The organism is Methylobacterium sp. Gmos3 (assembly GCF_056430985.1).
Genome location: NZ_JBWJYL010000008.1, coordinates 37060 through 58627, shown reverse-complemented (window position 1 = coordinate 58627; position 21568 = coordinate 37060). Strand labels below are relative to the sequence as shown.

Annotated in this window: 22 protein-coding genes and 1 other RNA gene; 6 read left to right on the top strand and 17 right to left on the bottom strand. The window is 69.0% G+C overall.

Annotated features, from left to right (window positions below):
• Window positions 1-106: 106 nt before the first annotated feature.
• Entirely contained in the window at window positions 107-934 is an 828-nt protein-coding gene (locus ACS5Q7_RS17490) for a Crp/Fnr family transcriptional regulator (RefSeq protein ID WP_478340553.1), read from the top strand.
• 6 nt (window positions 935-940) lie between these two features.
• On the opposite strand, the gene ACS5Q7_RS17485 is transcribed toward ACS5Q7_RS17490, so the two are convergent.
• Window positions 941-1318 carry a VOC family protein gene (locus tag ACS5Q7_RS17485; protein WP_478340552.1) on the bottom strand — a complete coding sequence of 126 codons (378 nt, stop codon included), beginning with the start codon at window positions 1316-1318 and terminating at the stop codon, window positions 941-943.
• Between the two features lie 193 nt (window positions 1319-1511).
• On the opposite strand from ACS5Q7_RS17485, the gene ACS5Q7_RS17480 reads away from it, so the two are divergent.
• Both ACS5Q7_RS17480 and fabI read left to right on the top strand, forming a co-directional pair.
• The gene (locus tag ACS5Q7_RS17480) at window positions 1512-2438 is read left to right on the top strand and encodes a DnaJ C-terminal domain-containing protein (RefSeq protein WP_478340551.1); all 927 of its coding nucleotides are present in this window, start codon (window positions 1512-1514) and stop codon (window positions 2436-2438) included.
• Between the two features lie 107 nt (window positions 2439-2545).
• The gene (gene fabI / locus ACS5Q7_RS17475) at window positions 2546-3370 is read left to right on the top strand and encodes an enoyl-ACP reductase FabI (RefSeq protein ID WP_478340550.1); all 825 of its coding nucleotides are present in this window, start codon (window positions 2546-2548) and stop codon (window positions 3368-3370) included.
• A 75-nt stretch (window positions 3371-3445) separates the two neighbouring features.
• On the opposite strand, the gene ACS5Q7_RS17470 is transcribed toward fabI, so the two are convergent.
• The 7 genes from ACS5Q7_RS17470 to ACS5Q7_RS17440 form a co-directional block, all read right to left on the bottom strand.
• On the bottom strand, window positions 3446-4087 hold the full coding sequence (locus ACS5Q7_RS17470) for a DUF2147 domain-containing protein (RefSeq protein WP_478340549.1): 642 nt from the start codon (window positions 4085-4087) through the stop codon (window positions 3446-3448).
• A 251-nt stretch (window positions 4088-4338) separates the two neighbouring features.
• Window positions 4339-4548, bottom strand: a complete 210-nt coding sequence (locus tag ACS5Q7_RS17465) for a hypothetical protein (protein WP_478340548.1) — start codon at window positions 4546-4548, stop codon at window positions 4339-4341.
• A 160-nt stretch (window positions 4549-4708) separates the two neighbouring features.
• On the bottom strand, window positions 4709-4990 hold the full coding sequence (locus ACS5Q7_RS17460) for a hypothetical protein (protein WP_478340547.1): 282 nt from the start codon (window positions 4988-4990) through the stop codon (window positions 4709-4711).
• Between the two features lie 104 nt (window positions 4991-5094).
• Window positions 5095-5913 (bottom strand): TIGR00282 family metallophosphoesterase, encoded by an 819-nt coding sequence (locus tag ACS5Q7_RS17455; RefSeq protein WP_478340546.1) that lies wholly within the window; start codon window positions 5911-5913, stop codon window positions 5095-5097.
• Entirely contained in the window at window positions 5910-6512 is a 603-nt protein-coding gene (locus tag ACS5Q7_RS17450; protein WP_478340545.1) for a 5-formyltetrahydrofolate cyclo-ligase, read from the bottom strand. Before ACS5Q7_RS17450 ends, ACS5Q7_RS17455 begins: the two co-directional genes overlap by 4 nt.
• Window positions 6502-6658, bottom strand: a non-coding RNA gene (gene ssrS, locus ACS5Q7_RS17445) — 6S RNA. The genes ACS5Q7_RS17450 and ssrS overlap by 11 nt, the downstream gene beginning before the upstream one ends.
• A gap of 61 nt (window positions 6659-6719) precedes the next feature.
• Window positions 6720-7838 (bottom strand): aminotransferase class V-fold PLP-dependent enzyme, encoded by a 1119-nt coding sequence (locus tag ACS5Q7_RS17440; protein WP_478340544.1) that lies wholly within the window; start codon window positions 7836-7838, stop codon window positions 6720-6722.
• A 115-nt stretch (window positions 7839-7953) separates the two neighbouring features.
• On the opposite strand from ACS5Q7_RS17440, the gene ACS5Q7_RS17435 reads away from it, so the two are divergent.
• Window positions 7954-9168 (top strand): molybdopterin molybdotransferase MoeA, encoded by a 1215-nt coding sequence (locus ACS5Q7_RS17435; RefSeq protein WP_478340543.1) that lies wholly within the window; start codon window positions 7954-7956, stop codon window positions 9166-9168.
• 70 nt (window positions 9169-9238) lie between these two features.
• Complete coding sequence (locus ACS5Q7_RS17430; RefSeq protein ID WP_478340542.1) at window positions 9239-10111, top strand: 4-(cytidine 5'-diphospho)-2-C-methyl-D-erythritol kinase; 873 nt, start codon at window positions 9239-9241, stop codon at window positions 10109-10111.
• A gap of 60 nt (window positions 10112-10171) precedes the next feature.
• Here the strand turns inward: ACS5Q7_RS17430 and ACS5Q7_RS17425 are convergent, their stop codons facing one another.
• The gene (locus ACS5Q7_RS17425; protein ID WP_478340541.1) at window positions 10172-10807 is read right to left on the bottom strand and encodes a transglutaminase-like cysteine peptidase; all 636 of its coding nucleotides are present in this window, start codon (window positions 10805-10807) and stop codon (window positions 10172-10174) included.
• A gap of 390 nt (window positions 10808-11197) precedes the next feature.
• Here ACS5Q7_RS17425 and ACS5Q7_RS17420 point away from each other — a divergent pair, with 390 nt between their 5' ends.
• Window positions 11198-12352 (top strand): dimethylmenaquinone methyltransferase, encoded by a 1155-nt coding sequence (locus ACS5Q7_RS17420; RefSeq protein ID WP_478340540.1) that lies wholly within the window; start codon window positions 11198-11200, stop codon window positions 12350-12352.
• Between the two features lie 10 nt (window positions 12353-12362).
• Here ACS5Q7_RS17420 and lptB read toward each other — a convergent pair whose 3' ends face one another.
• From lptB to ACS5Q7_RS17380, 8 genes are all read right to left on the bottom strand, one after another.
• Window positions 12363-13217: an LPS export ABC transporter ATP-binding protein gene (lptB, locus tag ACS5Q7_RS17415; RefSeq protein ID WP_478340539.1), complete on the bottom strand. Its 855-nt coding sequence runs from the start codon at window positions 13215-13217 to the stop codon at window positions 12363-12365.
• 8 nt (window positions 13218-13225) lie between these two features.
• The gene (locus ACS5Q7_RS17410; RefSeq protein WP_478340538.1) at window positions 13226-13861 is read right to left on the bottom strand and encodes an LptA/OstA family protein; all 636 of its coding nucleotides are present in this window, start codon (window positions 13859-13861) and stop codon (window positions 13226-13228) included.
• Window positions 13858-14589, bottom strand: coding sequence for an LPS export ABC transporter periplasmic protein LptC (lptC, locus tag ACS5Q7_RS17405; RefSeq protein ID WP_478340537.1), 732 nt, complete (start codon window positions 14587-14589; stop codon window positions 13858-13860). Before lptC ends, ACS5Q7_RS17410 begins: the two co-directional genes overlap by 4 nt.
• A gap of 183 nt (window positions 14590-14772) precedes the next feature.
• Entirely contained in the window at window positions 14773-16611 is a 1839-nt protein-coding gene (gene htpG, locus ACS5Q7_RS17400) for a molecular chaperone HtpG (protein ID WP_478340536.1), read from the bottom strand.
• A gap of 211 nt (window positions 16612-16822) precedes the next feature.
• Complete coding sequence (gene nadC, locus ACS5Q7_RS17395; protein ID WP_478340535.1) at window positions 16823-17677, bottom strand: carboxylating nicotinate-nucleotide diphosphorylase; 855 nt, start codon at window positions 17675-17677, stop codon at window positions 16823-16825.
• A 7-nt stretch (window positions 17678-17684) separates the two neighbouring features.
• Window positions 17685-19181, bottom strand: coding sequence for an L-aspartate oxidase (locus ACS5Q7_RS17390; protein WP_478340534.1), 1497 nt, complete (start codon window positions 19179-19181; stop codon window positions 17685-17687).
• Window positions 19178-20191: a quinolinate synthase NadA gene (gene nadA, locus ACS5Q7_RS17385; RefSeq protein WP_478340533.1), complete on the bottom strand. Its 1014-nt coding sequence runs from the start codon at window positions 20189-20191 to the stop codon at window positions 19178-19180. The genes ACS5Q7_RS17390 and nadA overlap by 4 nt, the downstream gene beginning before the upstream one ends.
• Window positions 20192-20580: 389 nt before the next feature.
• Window positions 20581-21405: an aldo/keto reductase gene (locus ACS5Q7_RS17380; protein ID WP_478340532.1), complete on the bottom strand. Its 825-nt coding sequence runs from the start codon at window positions 21403-21405 to the stop codon at window positions 20581-20583.
• Window positions 21406-21568: the final 163 nt, after the last annotated feature.

Below are 21568 nucleotides of genomic sequence, written 5' to 3'. Positions count from 1 at the left end.
ACTTTTATGAATTAGCAAAATTTGTCAGTTCATGGTCTAATGTTGAACAGACGCCACTCTGCGGGATGGCTAGGGAGTAGGAATTACAGACGCCAAAAACAACGCGATGCCCGCCGAACCGACCGCCCGCCTCGAAACCAATCTGCTGCTGAAGGCGCTGCGCGGCTTCGACCGCGAACTCTTGGTGCCGCACCTCGAACCCGTGAGCTACGCCAAGGGCGCCACGATCTTCGAGGCGGGCGCGCCCGTGACGCACATCACGTTTCCCTGCGACCACGCCGTGGTCACTCTGGTGATCATTACCCGAGACGGCCGGAGCGCCGAGACGGCGACCATCGGGCATGAGGGGGCGGTCGGCGGTATCGTCAGCCAAGGCTATGTTCCGGCCTCCACGCACGCCGTCGTGCAGATCGCCGGGCCGATGCTGCGGATCGAGTCCGCGGCCCTTCAGGAGGCGAAGCGCCAGTCGCGCTACATCCGCGACCTGTTCGCCCGCTACTCGGATTGCCTGCTCGCCCAGGTGCTGCAATCCTCGGCCTGCAACGCCCTGCATCCGATCGAGCAGCGCTGCCTCCGCTGGCTTCAGACCCTCCACGACCGGATTGGTTCTCCGGTCCTGCCGATCACGCACGAGCTCCTGGCGGCGATGCTCGGCGTCCAGCGGACCTATCTCACCCGTATCCTGCGGATCCTGCAGGAGCAGGGGCTGATCAAGGTCGGTCGCGGTCGCATCACCATCCTCGACCGAACCCGGATGGAAGCCATTTCCTGCGACTGCCATGCCCGTGTGAGGGATCATTACCAGACGGTGCTCGGCGCCATTTACAGCGACGCCGGACTGGTGGAGATCGACCCACCCCAGAACCGCTTCGTCGCGACCGATCCCGAGAGCGAACGGCGGACCCGCTGCGTCGAATCGAGCACGGGCGGGTAGCGGCGATCAGCGCCGTTCGAGCAACTCGATGACCGCCCCGTCGGGGGCGTCGAGGAAGGCGATGCGCAGGTTGGGGCCGCGCTCGATGATATCGGTGCGGAACGCCACGCCGCGCCCTTTCAGCTCCGCCATCGCGGCCTCGATGTCCTCGACCGCCAGGCCGATATGCTCGATGCCGAGACAAGGCGACGTCAGCGGCGGATGAACATCGGCGGTCGCCTGCTCGATGAAGATCGTCAGGCCGCCGAGGTCGAGGATCATCCGCTGCACGGGGTCGTCACCCACCCGGCCGGTCTCCCGCGCGCCGAACATCGCGGTGTAGAAAGCGGCGGCCGACACGGGATCGCGGCTGCGCAAATGGACGTGATCGCAACGGTAGGTCATGGCTTCCGGCATCGATGGTGGATCGGAAGAGCTTACGCCTGCACACCCACCATGGCGATGCGCGGGAGGCGCTATTCCGACGCTTGACGGCGGCCTGTTTCGCGCAGACTTTCGCTGATACGACCGTTGCAGAGATGCAACACGCGTCTTACATGCGTGGCAATCCCGCTTCGCCGAAAGCATTCTACGACCGATGCGCAACCCATACGACGTTCTGGGCGTGCCGAAGGCCGCGAACGAGGCCGACATCAAGAAGGCCTATCGCAAGCTCGCCAAGGAGTTCCACCCCGACCGCAACAAGACCGATGCGAAGGCCAAGGACCGGTTCGCGGAAGTGAACTCGGCCTACGAGATCCTGGGCGACGCCGAAAAGCGCAAGCAGTTCGACCGTGGCGAGATCGACGCCGATGGAAAGCCCCGTGCCACCGGCTTCGAGGGGTTCGGCGGCTTCGGCGGCGGTGGCGGGCGCGGCTTCGATTTCGAATCGATGGCCCGCAGCCAGCGCACGGGCGGCATGGGCGCGGGCGGCATGGGCGAGGATATCTTCTCGCACATCTTCAGCGAGGCCTTCCGTGCCGGCGGCGCCGGACCGGGGCCGCGTCAGGCCGCACGCGGGGAGGATGTCTCCGCCGAGTTGATCGTGAGCCTGGAACAGGTCGGCGGCGAGGAGAAGCTGCGCCTCAACCTGCCGACCGGCCGCGAGGTTGACGTGATGATCCCGAAGGGCGTGGTGGACGGTCAGACGATCCGCCTGCGCGGCCTCGGCCATCCCGGCGGCCCGCGCGCCGAGCCGGGCGACGCGCTGCTCACCATCCGCATCCAGCCGCATCCGCGCTTCAAGGTCGAGGGGGCGGACCTGCGGGCGAGCGTGGACGTCCCGCTCGACGATGCGATCCTCGGCGGGACGATCAGGGTGCCGACCTTGACGGGCGCCGTCGAGATGAAGATGCCGCCCATGACCAGTTCGGGCCGGACGTTCCGCCTGCGGGGCAAGGGCCTGCCCAAGAAGGACGGGACACGCGGCGATCTCTTCGCCACCACGGCGATCGTACTGCCGGCCGGTGACGACGAGGCCCTGGCCGAGTTCGCCCGCGCCCGCCGGGCCGCCAGAGTCGGCTGAAACCTTCAATCCGGCCCGCTCCGTTGCGGGCCGGACTTCCGTCACCGACGCGCCTCCGCTAAGGGAACCCCCGGCGCTACCGGCGCCGCGTTACTCCGGGAAGCGTCATGGCGGAACACGGGCACGGGATTCTGGCAGGCAAGCGGGGGGTGATCCTTGGGGTCGCCAACAACCGTTCGATCGCCTGGGGCATTGCCCGAAGTGCCCGCGCCCATGGCGCCGAACTGGCCTTTACCTACCAGGGGGACGCCCTGCGCAAGCGCGTGGAGCCCCTGGCGAAGGAACTGGACGCGCAGGTCATCGGCCATTGCGACGTCACCGACGCCGCCTCCATCGACGCGGTCTTCGCCGAGGCCGGGCGCATCTTTCCCGAGGGGATCGATTTCGTCGTCCACTGCATCGCCTTCTCCGACAAGGACGAACTGACGGGGCGTTACCTCGAAACCTCCGAGGAGAACTTTACCAAGTCGCTGCTGATCTCCTGCTACTCGTTCACGGCAGTGGCGCAGCGGGCGGAGAAGATCCTGCGGCCGGGCGGCTCGCTGCTGACGCTGACCTATTACGGCGCCGAGAAGTGGATGCCCCATTACAACGTCATGGGCGTGGCCAAGGCGGCGTTGGAAGCCTCCGTCCGCTACCTCGCTGCCGATCTCGGCCCGAAGAACATCCGCGTCAACGCGATTTCGGCCGGGCCGATCAAGACGCTGGCCGCCTCCGGCATCGGCGACTTCCGCTACATATTGAAGTGGAACGAATACAACGCGCCCCTGCGGCGCACGGTGACGATCGGCGAGGTCGGGGAAACGGCCGCCTACCTCATCTCCGGGATGGCCGCCGGCATGACCGGCGAGATCCTGCACGTCGATGCGGGGTACCACGTCGTCGGCATGAAGAATCCCGAGGCGCCGGACATGTCCCTCGACAAGGACTGATCGCCCGGCATCCGCGCAAACGAAAAGGCCTGCCCCGGGGGACCGGGGCAGGCCTTTTTCGTGAAGCGCGGTGGCTCAGTCGTCGTCCTGAGTGGCGGCCGCCGGAGCCTGAGCGGGCGCGCCCGCAGCGGCGGGCTTGGCCGCCGGAGCCTTTGTGCCCGGCTTCGGGGCAACGGCCGCCTTCGGCATGTACTCGGGATCCGTGCGCGGGCCGTTCGGGCCGTTGGTCGGCCCGCCGAGCTGGCCGGGGATGAGATCGCTGACCTTCGTCCAGGTCTGCGACTTGCACAGGAAGGCGATCAGGCAGCCCTTCACGGTCAACTCACCGGGCGCCTCGGTCCAGATCGTGACCTTGTAGAACTTGCCGTCCTCGGAATTGTAGATCTGCCCTTCGTAATGGGCTTCGTCATTGGGCTTCAGGCCCATGATGAGCTGGTGGCCGAGCGACGGACGGGCCTGCTTCTTCGGATCGGGATTCTTGAAGTCGGTCCGGGGCTCGCCCTTGTCGTTCAGCGGAACCTTCAGCCACACGACATAGCCGCAGAGCTTGTCGTTGGCGGCGCCGCACTTCTCCAGGCGAACGCGGGCGCGCCCATCCTCGGTGAGATAGGTGCCGCTGGGATCGGTCGGTGTGGCCGCACGGGCCGGGCCGGCGAAGGCTGCCAGCGCGAGCAGCGCGACAGGCGCGGCGCGGCGACTGAGGGTACGAAACATCATCCCTGAACTCTCCTCCATCGCGAGCCGCGGGCCATGGGGAGGCCCGGCCGGGAGGCCGGCGGGCCAGATGCCAAAGCCGACGCGCGGCGCCGATGCTGCCGGTGCCGTCTCACGCCCGAAGTTGGCCGGATGATGACAGCAAGCGCGGTTCGGCACGCCATCCTGCGTCAGGCGCAACCGTGGCTGCTCAAAAGCGAAGGGGCCGGTGCGTTGGCACCGGCCCCTTCAAACACGTTCCCGTGACGCGCCGCTTACTCGGCGGCGGTCATTTCGGCGGTGAAGTGGCCACACCAGTCGCTCGTGGCGACGACGGGCCAAAGACCCTTGGTGTCGGGACCCGGCTGGCTGATCGGCGGGTTGAAGCGGCAGAGGCCTTCGTCGGCCTTGGCAACGGCGCCGTTGCCCTTGTGCTCGTCGTAGAAGCGGCAGCTCTCGCAGGACGCATTCGCAGTACCGGCCATGCCCACTCTCCCTGAAAATGTCTGGCGAAGCCGCTCCCGGCGCCGCCCGTAGTTCTTAATTAGAACAACTCTAATGACAGGTCAATGACAGGCCGGAACGCAAAAGGCCCGAGGCGGTGAGCCCCGGGCCAACGGCCATCTGGTTTGTGCTAGAAACGGATCAGGCGGCGGTGCGCGCCGCCTCGACCGGCTTGTCGCGGAACAGGGCGGTGCAGCCGGAGCCGCGGTGCATGCTGAGAATCGAGGCGCGGTCGATCTCGGAATGCCGGGCCAGCACGCCCTGCACGCAGGAGACCACCTTCTCGTATTGCACGGGATCGAAATTCGGCTCGAGGGGGCTCACCGCGATGTAAGTCTCGACCACGAGCACGCGCTCGGCCCGCTCGCGCCCGACCTCGACGGCGATCCACGACGACTTGATGAGGCTCGTGCTCTGAAGCATGAGACTTTCCTCCAGCTGCGCCGTCCATCCGCATCTGGCGTGTGCGGTTCGGCACTTGCCGGCATAGTACGCCCTTGGGCCGATCTGCCAAGGGCCGGACGGGACTACTCCCAGAAGGAGGGTCGACACTCTTCGAGATTCGGACCGATCCGCACGGCCGCGACCTTCGTCGCGAGGCCATTCGGCCCCGTTTCGATCGCGATTCCGCTGAGCGTACCGGAGCCGGTGGCGACCTCCCAGCGGGAGCCGGGCGTCTTCTGGATCAGCCGCCGGATCGGCTCCTCCTTCTGCATGCCGATGACCGAATCATAGTCGCCGCACATGCCGGCATCGGACATGTAGGCGGTGCCGCCGGGCAGGATCCGGTGGTCGGCCGTCGGCGTGTGGGTGTGGGTGCCGACGACGAGGCTGACCCGCCCGTCGAGATAATGGCCGATCGCCTGCTTCTCGCTCGTCGCCTCGGCATGGACATCGACCACGATGGCATCCGCCGCCGCGCCGAGCGGACAGGCCGAGATTTCTCGCTCAACCGCCGCGAAGGGATCGTCCATCGGGTCGAGGAAGACGCGGCCCATGACGTTGACCACCAGCACCCGCGCGCCGTTGCCCGTTTCCACGATGGTCGCGCCCCGCCCCGGCGTGCCGGGCGGGTAGTTCGCGGGCCGGATCAGCCGCTCCTGACGGCCGATGAAGACCAAGGCCTCGCGCTGGTCGAAACTGTGATTGCCGAGGGTCACGGCGTCGGCGCCCACGCCGATCAACTCGTCGCAGATCGCCTCGGAGATGCCGAAGCCGCCGGCCGCGTTCTCGCCGTTCACGACGACGCAATCGAGGCGCCACCGTTCGCGCAGGTCCGGGAGCCGGTCGAGCACCACGGCCCGGCCGGGCCGCCCCACCACGTCTCCAAGGAACAGGAGCCTCATCCGCGCGCGCCCTCGAAATGGAACGCCCCAGCCTCGGTGACGATGGCCGAGAGCGATTTGTCGTGAGGCTCCACCGGCACCTCCTGCACCTCCTGCGCGGCGTAACAGATGCCGATGGTCAGCAGGTCGCGTCCTTCGGACAGCCGGGCGATGGCGCCGTCGTAATAGCCGCGCCCATATCCGAGGCGACGGCCGGCTCGGTCGAAGGCGGCTAGCGGAACCAGAAGCGCGTCGGGCGCGACCTCCGGCAGGGACGGATCGGGCTCGCTCAGGCCGAAGCCGCCGCGCACCAGCGTCGCGCCGGGTGTCCATTCGCGGAAGACGAGGCCATCGGGGGTGACGTGCGGCAGGGCGATGCGCGTGCCGCGCTCGGCCAGGGCATTCATCACCGGGCGGGGATCGACCTCGCTGCGGATGGGCCAATACCCCGCCACCAGCTTCGCGGCGAGGAGCGGCGCCATGGCGAGCAGCGTGGTGGCGATGGTCGCGCAGGCCTCGCGCCGTGCGTCGGGATCGAGGGCGTCGCGGGCGGCGAGCGCCGATCGGCGGATCTCGGCCTTGCGGCCCGCCAGGGAGGTAGGATCAGGGTGCGGAGCCACGTGAGCCGTTGGAGGATCGATCCCGGGAAACCTACAGCGTAGGTGGGCGCCGTGTTGGCCAAGTCCAGGGACGAGGCCAGTGACAGCTCCCGAGGGAGTCGATAAGGCCCCGGGGATAGTGCTCCTGACGAACTCTGCAGCCCCGCTCCCACTATGTAGCCTCGCACCCATCCCGGCACCAGTGCCGCGTGCGAGAAAACGCGGTGTTCACAGAAGCGCGCCGAGCGCCGCGATGCAGGACTCGATGTCGTCCGCGTTCGCCCAGACATGCGGGCTGAAACGCAGGCCGCCGCCCCGCGCGCTGGCATAAACGTGACGCTCGGCCAGCCGGGCGATCATGGTTTCCGGCAACACGTTCGGCAGCCTGACCCCGAGGATGTGCGGCACACGGCCAGCGCGGGGCGGCACGCGGAGACCGAGGGTCGCGCACCCGTCCGCGAGGCGCTGCGTGAGGTCGCCGAGAGAGCGTGAGATCGGCTCCGCGCCCCAGTCCACGATGAGCGCCATGCCCTCGGCGGCCATCGGCAGGGCGACGGGATCGTGCAACTCGCCCCGGTCGTAGCGCCGTGCGCCCTTCGCCGGAGGACGGTTGCCGCTGTTCTCTTCCAACGGAAGCCCATCCTGGCGATGCGGCGCCGCGTAGAGGAAGGCGAGGCCATAGGGGCCGAGCGCCCACTTGTAGGTCGGGAAGGCCAAGAAGTCCGGCCGCCAGCGGGCGACGTCGACGGGCATCGCGCCGGCGGCCTGGGTCGCGTCGATGACGAGGCTCGCTCCGGCCGCATGCACGGCGGGCGCGAGCCGGTCGAGATCGATGAGCGTGCCGTCCGTCCAATGGGCGGGGGTGAGCGTCGCGATTGCGAGCGGTGGCGCGCCCTCCCGGGCGATGGCGGCGAGCAGGGCCGCCGTCCAATCGCCATCCGGGGGCCGCGCGATCACCTCGACGGTCAGGCCCAGGCGTTCGGCCAGCCGGTCGAAGGGCAGGCACAGCGAGGGAAACTCGTCATCCACGCGCAGGATGCGCCCGCCGGGCTCCGGCTTCAGGTTTTGGGCGACGGTCGCCATCGCGTGGCTGACCGAGCCGACGATGGCGATGTCGTCGGCCGAGGCGCCGATGAGCCGCGCCGCGAGCGCACGGGCCCGCTCGGTCTGCTCGGGGAAATCAAGCCGGGAATGATCCCATGGCTGGGTCTTGGCGTGGATGCCGGCTTCCCCGGCCGCCTTCACCGCGCGTGGCAAAGGCGACCAAGCGGCGGCATCGAGGTAGCTCACGCCGTCCGGCATCGCGAAGTGATGTCGTTGGCAGGCGAGGACGGAGACCGATTTCATGGGTTGAGCTTAAGGGATTGTCGCGATGGCGCGATACCCGCGCCGGGCTTGATCCCCGGTTGCGCATGCCGCAATCCGTGGTGACACCACCCGGCCCCTCTGTCAGTTCCGTGCCATGACCTCTCGGAGTTGCGACGCCCCCGCGCCGATGCGGGTCTCCGACGCCCTCGCGCTGATCCGCGAGCGGCTCGCGGTCGTCGCCGAGGCCGAGACCGTGCCCGTCAGCGAGGCGGTGAACCGCATTCTGGCGGCCGACGTGACGGCGCCGCTCGCGCTGCCGCCCTTCGATAATTCCGCCGTCGACGGCTACGCCTTCCGTTTCGCTGACCTCGGGGACGAACCTCTGCCCGTCGCCGCGCGCGTGCCGGCCGGCAAGGCCGTGCCGGAGATCCCGCCCGGCAGCGCGGCGCGGATCTTCACCGGGGCGCCCCTGCCCCCCGGTGCCGACACCGTCGCGATGCAGGAGGATGTTCGCCTCGATGGCGAGAGGGTGAGGCTCCCGGCGGGGATCGCGCAGGGCGCCAATCGCCGCCGCGCCGGTGAGGATGTCGCGCGCGGCAGCATCGCCCTCCCCGCAGGCCGGCGGATCGGCCCGCGCGACCTCGCCCTCGCGTCGGCCCTCGGTCTTCGCGAGATGATGGTGCGTCGGCGGCTTCGGGTCGGCGTCTTCTCGACGGGCGACGAAGTGACCGCCACCGGCCACAGTCTCTCGCCGGCCGGCATCCACGACGCCAACGGCCCGATGCTGGCCGCGCTCCTCTCACGATGGGGCGCCCTGCCCCACCCGCTCGGCATCCTGCGGGACGAGCCATCGGCCCTCATGACCAGATTGGCCGAGGCGGCGGAGGAGTTCGATCTGATCGTCACCTCCGGCGGCGTCTCCGTCGGCGAGGAGGATCATGTCCGCTCGGCGGTGAGCGAGGCCGGCGCCTTGACCCTGTGGCGCCTCGCCATCAAGCCCGGCCGCCCCCTGGCCTTCGGTGACGTCGGCGGCACGCCCTTCATCGGCCTGCCCGGCAATCCCGGCGCGGCCTATGTGACGGCGCTGGCGATCCTGCTCCCGGTGCTCCGGCACCTGAGCGGTGCGGGGGCGGAACCGCCGCTCCCCCTGGTGCGCAGCGGCTTCGCCATGACGAAGCGCCTCGGGCGGCGGGAATATCTCCGGGTCTGCCTGCGCACGGGCACGGATGGCCTATCCGAGGTCGTGCCCGCCCCCGGCGGTGCCCTCTCGGGACTAGCGGCGAGCGATGGGCTCGCGGAACTCACCGAGGAGATCGAGGCGGTGCGCCCCGGAGACCTGCTGCCCTTCCGGGCGCATCCCCTCGACTGAGACAACCTTGCCGCCGGTCCCTCCGGCCTGTACCCCGACCGCGCCTGACCACTTTGCCGGCGGACTCCCCGTGACCCTCCTGACCGACCGCGCCCCCGCCAAGGTGAACCTGACGCTGCACGTCCTCGGACGGCGCCCGGCGGATGGCTACCATGTGCTCGAAAGCCTCGTGGCCTTCGCCGGCATCGCCGACCGGCTCACCCTGCGTCCGGGCGCGGACTTGTCCCTGACGGTGAGCGGTCCGACCGCCGGCCCGGCCGGGCCGGACGCGGACAACCTCGTGATCCGCGCGGCGCGCGGCCTCGCGGCCAAGGTGCCGGATCTGAAGGTCGGGGCGTTCCATCTCGTGAAGCGCCTGCCGGTGGCGGCGGGGATCGGCGGCGGATCGTCCGATGCGGCGGCGGCCCTGCGGCTCCTTGCCCGCCTCAACGGGCTCACCCTCGACCATCCCGCGCTCGTGGAAGCGGCGCGGGAGACCGGCGCCGACGTCCCGGTCTGCCTCGACCCGCTGGCGCGCATGATGTGCGGCGCGGGGGAGGATGTCGGCGTCGCCCTCGGCATCGCGCCGCTGCCGGCGGTGCTGATCAATCCCGGCGTGCCAGTGCCGACGGCGCCGGTCTTTAAGGCGCTCGGGCTCTCGGTGGGCCAGACCCTGAGCGGCACCAACCATCCGTTCATCCCGGCCGATGCGGATGCCGATACGCTGCTGGCGTGCATCGCCCCGGCGCGAAACGACCTCGAAGGGCCGGCCCTCACGGTGGCGCCGGTGATCGGGGAATGCCTCTCGGCCCTGCGCGGCCAGAACAGCCGGCTCGCGCGCATGTCGGGTTCAGGCGCGACGGTGTTCGGCCTCTTCGCGGACCGTCAGGCGGCGATGGTCGCGGCCAAGCGCCTGCGCGCCGCCCATCCGGGCTGGTGGATCGCCCCGACCTTCCTGCGTTAGAGCATTTTCCGCCGAAGTGGATGCCGGTTCGGCGCAAGAAAATGCCGAAACTACAATGCGTTAGCGGTTGGCGGTGGTGACGGGCGAGGTGGCGCCGCCGAGCGACACCCACGCCACTGCATCCTGGCTCTCGCGCTTGATGAACACGTAGCCGGTGCGGTGCCACGGCAGGATCGCGTTGGTCTTGTTGTCGAGCACGAGGTCGCCGCGATCCGTGATGAGGGTGAGCACGGCGTGGCCCTCGCCCTTCTCGTCGATGACGACGGTCATCCGCATGGCCCGGCGCGGCAGACCGGCCTCGGCCAGCAGGTGACGCTTCAGGAGCTGGAAATCCTCACAATCGCCGATGCCGTCCTCGGCGAGGTCCCAGCGATCCGCGACGTGGAGGTGTTCCATGTCGGTCATCGGCTCGACCGACTTGTTGATCCGGCGGTTGACGGCGACGATCGTGTTCCAGATGGCGGGCGTGAGGGTGATGCGCGCCGGCTCGGTCCGGTCGATGGCGCATTCGGCGGCGTAATCCTGGCAGAAGGTGCTCCAGGCGGCGATCGGCTTGGCATCGCCCCGGATGCGGGCTCCGACATCGCCGTTCGGAAGGCTCGCCAGCGCCTGGGCGGAGGCCGCACCGGTGAGAGCGGCCGTGGCGAGGGCGAAGACGGCCAGACCGCGCCGAAGCGCCGTGGCCGCATCCCTCATCGTGTTCGCCGCGAACCGCATCGCCGTGACCCAACCGTTTAGCTCTCGTTAACGAAAGCTCTCACGACGGAGGCCTGACGGCAATCGGCCCCTTAACAAAAGGTTAATGCTGTGAGCAGCGGGCAGCGCCTGAACTTTCCTTGCCCCGAGCACTCCCTTCGTTAACTTTGGTTAACGGCGCACGCCGACAGTAACGGCTTGTTCGCCAAGGGCTTGACGACTTGAACGCCATTCACGGCCGCCGGAGCGCTGCCTTTCAGGGCTTGCTTAACCACAGCTTGCATGAAGCGACCCGACGCGGCCGGCGAAAGATCCGTCCACGGCTCTCTCGCCTGCGGCGTATAGGCAGCGTACAGACCACCGAACCCCGAAGACCGGAGCCGAGAGCGCGTGCGCCTGACCCAGATCACCCATCACGACCTCGACGGCTACGGCGCCTCGACCGTCGCTGCCGCCTGCGCCGAGATGGACCGCGTCATCCACGTTCCGCGCTACAGCGATGTCGGCCCGGTCTTCGAGGAAGAGGTGAAGCGGCTCGGCAAGACGCAAGCGGCCGAGACGCTGCTGATGACGGATCTCGGCCTCGAAGAGCAGACCATCGCCGGCCTGAAGCGCTTCGCGGCGATGAACAAGAAGCGGGAGGGCGACAAGCACAGGCTCGTGGTGCTCGATCACCATGCCTCCTCCAGCGAGCAGCTGGCGCGCCAGGGCCTGGAGCCGGCCCCCGTGGCCGAGCGCCCCGGCCTGTCGCGGTCCGATCTGGGCGATCCGGCGATCACGGTGCTGATCGAAGAGGATTCCTGCGCGACGGCGATGACGATGACGCATCGCGCCCTCTTCGCCACGCACGAACCCGAGCGGGCGGAGGATCTAGCGGCGCTGATCGCTGCCATCGACGCCCTCGATCTGTGGCGCAAGGAGAGCGCGGCCTTCCCCGGCGGCATCGCCCTCGACGAGATCTTCTGGGAGAACGCCACCGGCCTGATCCCGCCCGGACATCCCTGGCACGACCGGTTCGTTTCGGCCCTCCTCATCGCCGCCGGCACGCGCCTGCGCGAGGGCGCCACCCCGGCGCAACTGGAGCAGGATGCGGTGACGATCCGCACGACCATCGTCGACGATCTGCTCAAGAGCGAGCCCGACGACGATTCCGGCCTCACCACCCGCTCGCGCCTTGCCCGCGCGCTCGCGCGCTCCGACACCTTGTTCCGCCCGCTCAAGGACGGCACGCTCCTGTCCTTCGGGCTCGATTCCGGCATGTTCCAACGGGTGTCCGACCGGATCATGGAGGCCGGGCGGACGAAGCGCGTGGTCAACGTTCAGCGGATGGGCACGCTCTCCTTCCGCTCGGTCGACGGCACCGCGCTCGATGGCGCGCGCCTGTTCCGGGGCGGCGGACACCGGGACGCGGCCGGAGGACGGTTGCAGAGCGGTTCGGCCTTCTCGCTGGCCGACGCGATTGCGCAGGTCGAGCCGGTGCTGAACCCGGACAAGCCGGCGGGCTCGGACAGCCCCTTCGCGGCGCTTAAGAACTGGAAGGGCTGAGGCTCGGCAGTTAGAGCCGGAAATCCTCGCCGAGATAGAGGCGCCGCGCGTCCGGGTTCGCCACGATCTCCTCGGGCGTGCCCTCGGTGAGGATCCGGCCCGAATGGGCGATGTAGGCGCGGTCGATCAGGCCTAGAGTCTCGCGCACGTTGTGATCGGTGATGAGAACGCCGATCCCGCGTTGCTTCAGGTGCTTAACCAGATCCTGGATATCGCCCACCGCAATCGGGTCGATGCCGGCGAAGGGCTCGTCGAGGAGCATGAAGGTCGGCGAAGAGGCCAGCGCGCGGGCGATCTCGCAGCGCCGCCGCTCGCCGCCCGAGAGGGCGATGGACGGTGACTTGCGCAGACGCGCGATGTCGAACTCCTCCAGCAGGGATTCGAGCTTGCGCGCCCGCTCCTTGCGGTCGGGCTCGGCCACCTCGAGCACCGCGCGGATATTGTCCTCGACGGAGAGGCCGCGAAAGATCGAGGCTTCCTGCGGCAGGTAGCCGATGCCGAGACGCGCCCGCTGATACATGGGCAGGTGGGTGATCGGGAGGCCGTCGAGGGTGATATCACCCCGGTCGGCGGCGACGAGGCCGGTGATCATGTAGAAGATCGTGGTCTTGCCCGCGCCGTTCGGCCCGAGCAGCCCCACCGCCTCGCCGGTATGGACCGTCAGCCCCGCCTCATGGACCACGGTGCGCGCGCCGTAACTCTTGCGCAGGCCGCGCACGCAGAGGATGCCCGGGCCGCCATCGGCCTGGGCCGCGACGGGCTCGGCCTGCGCCTCCACGCCCTGCGGCGGCGGCGCCTTGCGGCCGAACAGCCGCGACAGGAGAGAGGGGCGGGCCGCTGCCGCCGGCCCGGCCTGGAAAGCCACGGCGTCGCTCAATTGGCTTGCGCCCGCGGCTTCGCCGGGGGCACGGAGCAACCCTTCGCCTTGGTTTCCTTGCCGTCGGACTTTTCGCCCGGCACGAACATCGCCGAGACGCGTCCGCCGGCGACGGGGTCCATGTTCGCCCGGCCGCTCGCCATGTCGTAGACGAGCCGCTGGCCGCGCGTGACGTTCTGGCACTGGCTCAGCACGACGTTGCCGGTGAGCACGATGCGCTTGGCATCCTGATCGAACACGGCGTTGTCGCCGGTGGCGACCTGATCCTTCTGCGTCACCGTCACCGGGCCGGCGCACTCGACCTTCTTGATGCCGTTCTCGGCCGGGTTCTTCGGTGCCGGCTCGTCGCCGCCCTCGGCCTTGTCCTTCCCGCGCTTGTAGTAGACCGTCATGGTCGTGCAGCGGATCGTGCTCTCGCCCTGCACGGCGACGACGTTGCCGGCGAAGATTGCCTTGTTTTCCTTGTCGAAAACGTCGAGCCGGTCGGCGTCGATCTTGATCGGCTCCTTGCCGCCGCCGCCGATGTTGCCGAACGCGGAGGACGTATCCTTGGCCGGCTTTTCGGCATGAGCCGGAGCGGCGAAGGCGAGCCCCAGCGCCAGCGCGGCGGCGACCGTCTTCAGCGCGCTCATGGCCGCCGCTCCACAGGCTCGGCATCCGAGGTGAGGATCGTGCCCTTCAGCGCGTCACCCTTGGCCGCGTCCGCGCCCTGCCCATTGATGAGCACATGGACGTTGCCGATGAACGAGATGACCTTGCCGTTCTCCACCACGTCGAGCCCGTCCGCATCGACGACGCCCTTGGGTGTCGTGACGGTGACGGGCTCCTTCGAGACGATGGAGCCGGTCTTGAAGGCGATGGCCGCCGTCCTCAGGCGCGCTTCCTCGCCCTTGTCGGTCCAGACGCGGATGTCGTCCTTGAGGTCCAAAGCCTCGCGGGCGCTGTCGAACAGGCCGGACGCCGCGGAGAGCCGGGCGAGCCCGCCCTGGTCGTCGGTGGCGATGTGGCCGCGCATCTGCTGCAGCTCGATCTGGCTCGGCTTGCGCACGTCCTGCAACGCGGCATCCGCCGTGACCTCGTAGGCGCGGTTGCCCTTGCGGAAGCCGGAGAGGCGGGGATTCTCCATCCTCACCTTGGAGCCCGCGAGCGTCACCGGCCCCACGGACACGCCCGAGATGCCGCTCGCGAACGGGTTGAAGAGATAGGCAAGCAGCACCGCCGTGGCACCGCCGGCCACCACGGGGATCAACCGCCGCAGACGCCGGACGCGTCCGCTGTGGCGATAGGCATGGGCGTGGACACGGCTGCGCGCTGCCGCGACCGCCTGTCCATTGCCGGCTTCAGCCTCGACGAGATTCATGTCGCGTCCAATGGGCGGGACTTTTGATCCTCGCCGTGGAAATCAGAGTGCGCCTGCGGCCCCCACCGCGCCCGCGCATCCGGTCGGAATGACCCCGACCGGTGGCGAAGTTATGGCTCCTACGTTTCGGAATGATCAATCACGACGGGGCGCGGCAGGTGCGCCCCGTCACGCCTTATCCCCTTACGCGCCTACGGAGCGGGCCGATGCGAGGGCCGCAGCGACCTTCCGCGCGAAGGCGGCGGGGTCGCGGGGGCTGTCGCCATCCTGGATCCGCGCGAGGTCGAGGAGCATGCCGGCCGACTCGGGCAGATCTGATTCGGGGGCAGCTGCGAGCGAGCGGATCAGCGCGTGGCGCGGGTTGATTTCCAGCGCCGGCTTGCCGGCACCAACCCGCCCGGCCCGCCGAAGCAGCCGCTGCATCTGAAGGTCGGGTCCGGGGCCGCCGGCGGACAGGACCACCGCGCTGTCGACCAGACGGTCGGTGACGCGGACATCCGCCACCTCGTCGCCGAGCGCCGACTTCACCGCCGCCACGAAGGCGTCGATCCCCTCGGCCGGCTCCGCATCGCCCCCCTCGGGGGCGAACTTCGACAGGTCGAGATTGCCCTTCGTCACCGAGGTCAGGGACTTGCCCTCGTAGGTGCCGAGCTGCTCCGGCCAGAACGCGTCCACGTGGTCGGACAGGAGCAGCACTTCGAGCCCACGGGCCTTGAAGCCCTCCAATTGGGCCGAAGACTTCAGTGCCTCCTGATCGTCGGCGACGAGGTAGTAGATCGCATCCTGCCCGTCCTTCATGCGGGCGATGTAATCGGCCAGCGACGTCCAGCCCTCCACCGCCGAGGAGCGGAAGCGGAGCAGCGGCGCGATCTCCGAGCGGCGCTCGAAATCCTCGTAGATGCCTTCCTTGAGGACCGGGCCGAAATTCTCCCAGAAGCTCTCGTAATCCTCGCCCTTCTTGGCGCGGTTCGTGAGCTCGGTGATCACCCGGCCGGTGACGGCCTTGCGGATTCGGGCGAGCGCCGGAGTGGTCTGCAACATCTCGCGGGAGACGTTGAGGGGCAGATCCTCGGTGTCCACCACGCCCTGCACGAAGCGCAGCCACGACGGCAGCAACTCGGCCTCGTCGGTGATGAACATGCGCCGGACATGCAGGCGCACCTTGCTGTTCCGGTCGTTCTCCAGCGGCTGGAACGGCTTCGAGCCCGGCACGAACAGCAACGCCGAGAATTCGAGCTGCCCTTCCGCACGCCAATGCAACGTCGCCCAGGGCTTGTCGAAGTTCATGCCGACCGAGTGATAGAACTCGGTGTACTGCTCCTCGGTGATCTCGGATTTCGGCTTGCGCCACAGGGCGGTGCCCTGGTTCGCCGCCTCGTCCTTGCCGTCGCGCACGATGGCGACGGGGACGGTGATGAAGTCCGCCCATTTCCGCACGAGGTGATCGAGCCGGTAGGGTTCGAGATACTCGTCCGCGTCTTCCTTGAGGTGGAGGACGATGTCGGTGCCGGGCTCGGCGCGGGTGCCGGGTTCGAGGGTGTAGCTGCCCTGGCCCTCGGAGGCCCAGGTCCAGGCCTCGTCGGCGCCGACCTTGCGCGACGTGACGGTGACGCGGTCGGCCACCATGAAGGCGGAGTAGAACCCCACGCCGAACTGGCCGATCAGGCTCGGCCGGTCCTCGGCCTTGGCGGCTTCCAGCGATTGCGAGAAGGCGCGGGTGCCCGAGCGGGCGATGGTGCCGAGGCTCGACGCGAGGTCGTCCTTGGCCATGCCGATGCCCGCATCGGAGATGGTGAGGGTGCGGGCTTCCTTGTCGGGGGCGATGCGGACCTTCGCATCCGGCGGCAGGGCGCTCGACGCGCTGGTCAGGGCCTCGAAGCGCCGCCGGTCCATGGCGTCGGCGGCGTTGGCGACCAGCTCGCGCAGGAAGATTTCGCGGTCGGAATAGAGCGCGTGCACCACGAGGTCGAGGAGGCGGCCCACCTCCGCACCGAATTCGTGCCGCTCGATCGTCTCGCTCACGGAATGAACCTCCGGGTCAGGTTGGGAAATCGCGCCGGGCATATGCGCGCGAGCGCGGCCGTTTTCAATGCGCTACGGCCACTCCCGTCATTGCGAGGCGGAGCCGAAGCAATTCAGGGCGCCCCCTATCTGGATAAGGCGGTGCCGACTGGATTGCTTCGCTGCCGCTCGCAATGACGGTGGAGGGTTGGAGGCAGCGACGGCCTGACTGTCAGGCCGCGTCCAACCCGAGGTCGATGATCGCCGCCGAGTGGGTGATCCAGCCGCAGGAGATCAGGTCCACGCCCGAGCCCGCCACCGCGCCGACGGTCTCGACGGTGATCCGGCCGGATGCCTCGGACAGAGCCCGGCCGTCGATCATCGCCACGGCACGGGCGAGAGTCGCCGGGTCCATGTTGTCGAGGAGCACGGCATCGATGCCGACCGACAGGGCTTCCTGCAACTGGTCGAGGGTGTCGACCTCGCACTCGATCTTCACGAGGTGCCCGGCCCGCGCCTTGGCGCGCTCGATGGCCTCGCGGACACCGCCCGCCACCGCGATGTGGTTGTCCTTGATGAGCACCGCGTCATCGAGGCCGAAGCGGTGGTTCGAGCCGCCGCCGGCCCGCACCGCGTGCTTTTCCAGGGAGCGCAGGCCCGGCGTCGTCTTGCGGGTGCAAACGATGGACGCCTTGCCGTGCGGCCGGGCCGCCTCGACGAGGCCGTTCGTGGCCGTGGCGACGCCCGACATCCGGCACAGCAGGTTCAGCGCCACCCGCTCGGCGGTGAGGATCGCCCGCGCGGGACCGTCGAGGCGGAGCACCACGTCGCCGGGGGCGACCTTCGTGCCGTCCCCGCGCTCGACGGTGACGCTCACCTCGGGATCGACCAGGGCGAAGGCGATGGACGCCGCATCGGTGCCGGAGATCACACCTGGCTGACGGGCGGCGATGACGCCCTTCATCCGCGCGCCCGGCGGCACGATAGAATCGGTGGTGATGTCGCCCGCCCGGCCGAGATCCTCGACCAGGGCCGCGCGGACGATCGGCTCCACGAGGAGCCTCGGCAGGGGAAGGATCTCGGTCACGGCTGTCTCACTCCGCAAGAGCGGGCGCGGCGACGCTGGCGGGCGTCGTCTCGGTGTGGCGGGCGGGCGCCGGATAGGGATGGTCGCTACGCCAGTGGGCGCCACGGCTCTCCTGCCGGGACAGCGCGCTCGATGCGATCAGCGAGGCGACCAGGGCCGCGTCGCAGGTCTCGGCCAGCGGCGACAACTCGGCCACGGCAGCGGAAAGGCCCACCTCCTCGCGCACCACGCCGACCTTCGTCTCCATCACCGCGCGGATTGCCGCGAGGTCCGAGCCCGCGCGGCGGTGGGCGGTGTCGGGCAGGATCCGGCGCGGCGGCGGCACGTCGAGCCCATCCGCGATGAAGCCGGCATAGGCCAGACCTTCGAGGAGCGAATTGCTGGCGAGCCGGTTCGCCCCGTGCAGGCCGGTCGAGGACACCTCGCCGCAGGCATAGAGGCCGGGCACGCTCGACGCGCCGTGGGCATCCACCTTCACGCCGCCCATGTGGTAGTGGGCCGCCGGCCGAACCGGGATCGCCTGTGTCGCCGGGTCGATGCCCGCCGAGGCGCAGAGGGCCGCGACGGTGGGGAAGCGCGTCGGCATCGCGGCGCCGAGCGCCCCGCGCGTGTCGAGATAGACGGTGCGCCCCCGTTGCAGCGCCTGGAAGATGCCGCGGGCAACGACATCGCGCGGAGCCAGATCGCCTCCCGCGATGCCGGCCATCACGGCGGCGCCGGTCTCGTCGATGAGGCGGGCGCCCTCCCCGCGCAGGGCCTCGGTGGCAAGCGGCATGGGATCGCGCCCCGCCGCGATGGCCGTCGGGTGGAACTGCACGAACTCCATGTCGCGGAGCGTCGCCCCGGCCCGCGCCGCCAGGGCGATGCCGCGCCCGATGGCGCCGGGCGGGTTCGTGGTGGAGGCGTAGAGCCCTCCGAGCCCGCCCGTGGCCAGCACCACCGCGCGGGCGGGGATGCGGAAGCGTGCTCCGTCGCTCTCGGCGACGACGCCCGCCACCGCGCCGGACTCGTCGCGGAGCAGATCGGTGACGGCGGCGCTCACCACCTCGACCCACGGCGCGTTCAGCACCGCCGCGACGAGGGTTTCGAGCACCCGTGCGCCGGTCGAATCACCGCCGGCCCGCACGATGCGGCGGCGGCTGTGGGCGGCTTCCAGGCCCAGCGCCAGCGCGCCGTCCTCGCTCCGGTCGAACGGCGCGCCGAGGCTCACCAGCCAGTCGATCAGGCGCGGCCCCTCGGCGGCGATGCGGAGCGCCACGTCCGGCTCCGTGAGGCCGGCGCCGGCCAGTTCCGTATCGGCGGCGTGCAGCGCCGCCGAATCGTCGGCGCCCATGGCCGAGGCGATGCCACCCTGCGCCCAACCGGTGGCTGTGCCGAGGCCCAGCGGAGAGGCAGTCACCAGCGTGACGGGACGGGGGGCGAGGCGCAGGGCGGTGCTGAGGCCGGCGACGCCGCCGCCGACCACCACCACCCGGTCCGCCGGGTTGCGGGAGAAGGCGTTCATCGCGTCCTCACTGCCAGCATCCGTTCCACGGCGGCCCGCGCCCGGTCGGCGAGGGCCGGATCGACCGTGACCTCGTGGGTCAGGGTTTCGAGCGAGCGGCGGATGTTGCGCAGGCTCATCCGCTTCATGTGCGGGCACATGTTGCAGGGCTTGATGAACTCGATGTCCGGATTCGCTGCCGCGATATTGTCGGCCATCGAGCATTCGGTGACGAGCACCACCTGCGCCGGCCGCTTCTGCACCACGAAGTCCATCATCATCGCGGTCGAGCCGGAGAAGTCCGATTCGGCCACCACGTCCGGTGGGCATTCGGGGTGGGCGATGACCGTGACGCCGGGGTAGCTCTCACGCACGTCGCGGATGTCGGCGGGCGTGAAGCGCTCGTGCACTTCGCAATGCCCGGCCCAGGTCAGGATCTCGACCTCCGGCACCTCGGCCTGGACGTTCTGCGCCAGGAACTCGTCGGGGATCATCAGCACGCGGGGCGCATTCAGGGAGCGCACCACCTGCACGGCGTTGCCGCTGGTGCAGCAGAGGTCCGACTCGGCCTTCACCGCCGCCGACGTATTGACGTAGGTGACGACCGGCACGCCCGGATACTTCCGGCGCAGGGCGCGGACGTCCTCGGCCGTGATGGAATCGGCGAGCGAGCACCCCGCGCCCATGTCGGGGATGAGCACCGTCTTCGACGGGTTCAGGAGCTTGGCGGTCTCGGCCATGAAGTGGACGCCCGCCAGCACGATGATGTCCGCATCGACCGTCACGGCCTCACGCGCCAGGGCGAGGCTGTCACCGACGATATCCGCCACCGTGTGGAAGATCTCCGGCGCTTGATAATTATGCGCCAGGATCACCGCGTTCTTCTCGCGCTTCAGGCGCAGGATCGCCTCGATGTCCGGCGCTAGCGCCGGCCATTCGATGGCCGGGACGTGACGAGAGACCCGCGCGTACAGGTCCGGCAGAGGAAGGGCCCCCGGCATCCGGGAGGCGGGCGCGATGGTCGCCGTCATGGCGTCCTCCAATTATGCTCACTTTGAGCATTGTGCCGCCTAACTTATGGGTGCCGGATGCCTCTGTCTAGATATGCTAGCTTTGAGCATAAATCTTTTGCGGCGCGATTGTCAGGTTGCATCGCAGCATCCCGACAAGCGCGTCCGCGACCATTAGTAGGCTGCCGAGAAAGTCTGCGAGGGAGATGAGCCTTCGTAGGATACGGCGCTAGCATGCGACCGCTGCCGTCTTTGCGAGCGATAGCGAAGCAATCCAGGGACGCGCCTCATTCGGAAACGACCCGCTGACCCTGGATTGCTTCGCTGCGCTCGCAAAGACGGAGAGGGTGTGGTCGGCGAAGGAGAACTCTCTTCTCCTCGACAAGACTTTTCTAGCAGCCTACTGAAGCTCAGCAGAAGGTGGCGGGGTCGGGTCCGATCCGCCCGCCCGGCTTATCGAGCTTGCTGATCCGCGCCATCTCCTCCGGGCTCAACGTGAAGTCGAAGATCGAGATGTTCTCGACGATCCGCTGCGGGTTGGCGCTCTTGGGGATCACCACCACGCCGATCTGGATATGCCACCGCAGGATCACCTGGGCGGGGCTCTTCCCGCGTGCCTTGGCGATCTCGGCGATCACCGGATCCTTCAGTTCCTCGCCCCGGCCGAGGGGGCTCCAGGCCTCCGTCACGATGCCGCGATCCTTGTCGGTGGCGCGGGCATCCTGCCGCTGGAAGTAGGGGTGCAACTCGATCTGGTTTACTGCAGGCGTCACCCCGGTTTCCCCGACGAGGGTGGCGAGGTGTTCGTCCGTGAAGTTCGAGACGCCGATGGACCTGATCTTCCCGGCATCGCGCAGGGCGATCATCGCCTTCCAGGTCTCAACGAAGAGCCGGCGCTGCGGGCACGGCCAGTGGATGAGGTAAAGATCGACGTAATCGAGGCCGAGCTTGGCGAGGCTTTCCTCGAAGGCCTTGGCGGCGTCGGGGCCCTGCCGGTCGTTCCAGAGCTTCGTCGTCAGGAAGACTTCGTCGCGCGGCACGCCCGAGTCGCGGATGCCTTTTCCGACCCCGGCCTCGTTGCCATAGGCGGCGGCCGTGTCGATCAGCCGATAACCTGCCTTCAGCGCATCGCCCACGAGGCCCGGTGCCTTGTCCTCGGGGATCTGCCAGCAGCCGTAGCCGATCTGCGGGATGCTGCGGCCGTCGTTCATCGTCAGCGTCGGGATGGAAGCCATGCCGGGCCTTTCCTGCCTGTGAGGGATCGATCCTCACCTGTGGCGACAACGCCGCCATCGCCAGGGCGAGCCCGAACCCCGTGCGGATCGGGCGCAGTCTGGAGTGGATCCAGCCTGGGCCATGCGACGTTGCCCTGACGCTTTCTGGATCACGCCGCGCGGT